Annotated in this window: 4 protein-coding genes; all 4 read left to right on the forward strand. The window is 34.1% G+C overall.

Annotation, left to right across the window (positions count from 1 at the left end; translation table 11 throughout):
- Window positions 1-24 precede the first annotated feature (24 nt).
- A complete protein-coding gene (locus AC220I_RS21760) occupies window positions 25-357 on the forward strand; it encodes a DUF3784 domain-containing protein (RefSeq protein ID WP_486725970.1) in 333 nt (110 codons plus the stop codon).
- A 19-nt stretch (window positions 358-376) separates the two neighbouring features.
- A complete protein-coding gene (locus AC220I_RS21765) occupies window positions 377-1,045 on the forward strand; it encodes a nucleotidyltransferase family protein (protein ID WP_486725971.1) in 669 nt (222 codons plus the stop codon).
- A gap of 72 nt (window positions 1,046-1,117) precedes the next feature.
- Window positions 1,118-1,606: a DUF4825 domain-containing protein gene (locus AC220I_RS21770; protein ID WP_486725972.1), complete on the forward strand. Its 489-nt coding sequence runs from the start codon at window positions 1,118-1,120 to the stop codon at window positions 1,604-1,606.
- Between the two features lie 113 nt (window positions 1,607-1,719).
- On the forward strand, window positions 1,720-2,027 hold a 308-nt coding region (locus AC220I_RS21775; protein WP_486725973.1), incomplete at its 3' end, for a GNAT family N-acetyltransferase.

Raw genomic sequence — 2,027 nt, forward strand, 5'->3', positions numbered from 1 at the left:
AATTATATTTAAATGGAGGTTGATATGGAAAGAGTTGAATTTATAGTGATTTTATTTTTGACAGTTGTCTCGTTCACTGTAGCCTATTTACAGTATAGAGAAAGAGGACCAGTCTTTAATAATGCCTATATATATGCTTCAAAAAAGGAACGTCAAACCATGAATAAGAAGCCCTATTATCGTCAATCTGCAATAATATTCACAGCGACAGGATCAATGCTTTTATTTGTTTTGTTAGAAATGGTATTAAAAAATAAAATATTTTTTTATATAATAATAGTGCACCTTATTTTTCTTGTGGTGTATGCGATTGGATCTACCCTTATAATCTCTAGTAAGCATGGTAATTCTAAATAAGACTTTGGAGGCATTTTTTATGAAGTGTAGCTGTTACGAGACTGAAGCAAATTTAGTGTTTTGTGTAGAGGATTTCAAGCCCGAATATGAAGCAAATCTTCAAGGGGCATGGTTTGAAAAAAATGAACACCAGTATCTTAAAAAGTACAACAAGAATATGGAAGATAATGGCGTGAACTCAGAACATAAACTAATGGTATGTGAGAATTTTAAACGCCTTGGACCAACCATGTTCCAAGGTAATTTTAATTGGGCTGAGGTTATGGTGTATATGGCCGATAAGTTTGCTAAAGCTGGCATTGAATGGTACGTTATTGGTAGTGTTGGAGATGCTATGCGTGGGATTGAGGTTACACCAAATGATATTGATATCATGGTTAATTCAAAAGACTTTTTTAGGACAAGGGATTTATTTTCAGAGTTTGTAGTGGAACCTTTCGTCGATAATTTAGGGTCGTGGATTGTTCGTTATTTTGGTCGCCTTTGTATTGGTGGTGCAATAGTGGATATAGCAGCAGATGAAAAAAATAATTTTGACCAGTGTCCATATGATATTATTGAATGGGGCCAGCACAAAATTTTTACAATACCTCTGAAGTTGCGATATGAAACTGAAGTTGAACGAGAGAGAGCGGATCGAGTTCAAGCATTTCAGACCTTTATGTCAAATAGATCGATTATACTATAGGTTAATGGGCAATTCTTCTATTACGATTCGAATTAATAGTGGAAAGGACAGCGCTTTTAAACGGAGAAAAAAATGAGAAAATACATTAATTATCTAATCATTCCTGTAGTTGTTACACTTGTTATAGCCCTTTGCATATTGGTTTATAAAAAAAATAGTGGACAAGCAACACAAGATAATACTACAAACATGTTATACAGCTATCAAAATACTTATGTTGGTGATAACAGTGCTGTTGGGGGTATTTTATATCATTTGCCCTTTGGCAATAATATAAGTTCTTTTATGTTAGGAACAAAGGAAAAACCTTATTCAATAACGATCAACTATGATGATTCGGTTGCAGAAAATAAACTTTTGACAAGTAATTTAGAATATATCTCAACCGCGTTGTTTGCCTTGGTTCACAATGTTGATTATGTTGTTTTTAACTTAGCTGAGGCTGAAACCGTAAGCGTATCAAGAGATGAGATTCAAGACAAGTATTCCAGAGCCTTGTCTTATTATGCTGAGGATGTAAATCGATGGCAGGATGAAATAATCGCTCAAATATATAAATAGGGTTTTATGATGAGGACCAGGGTCATTGGTGGAAGATCAGAATAGGAATTGTGTAAGATGATGTCGAAAATATAGCGATTATATGGTTATTCACTAAGAGAAGGATAATGAGGATGAAGGTCGAAAACGTTACAAAAGCTCACTACACAGAAATATTTGATTTTGAAATGAAAAATAGACAGTTTTTTGAAAGGGTATTACCTCCTAGACCTGATGGCTATTACCATTATGAAGCCTTTTCAAAGATAATGGATGATCTAATAGATGAACAGACTCAAGGCTTGTTTTTAATGCACATTATTCGTGATGATGCCAACCGGTTTGTTGGAAGAATTAATCTGCAGATAAGTAAAAGTAATCTGGGAAGTAAAGCAGATCTTGGTTATAGAATCGATATGGACCATCAAGGCTTAGGATATGC

The sequence above is a fragment of the Fusibacter sp. genome (assembly GCF_057447755.1).

Coding starts and splice junctions, on each gene's coding strand:
- AC220I_RS21760 (WP_486725970.1), top strand. CDS start 25: ATGGAAAGAGTTGAATTTATAGTGATTTTATTTTTGACAGTTGTCTCG.
- AC220I_RS21765 (WP_486725971.1), top strand. CDS start 377: ATGAAGTGTAGCTGTTACGAGACTGAAGCAAATTTAGTGTTTTGTGTA.
- AC220I_RS21770 (WP_486725972.1), top strand. CDS start 1,118: ATGAGAAAATACATTAATTATCTAATCATTCCTGTAGTTGTTACACTT.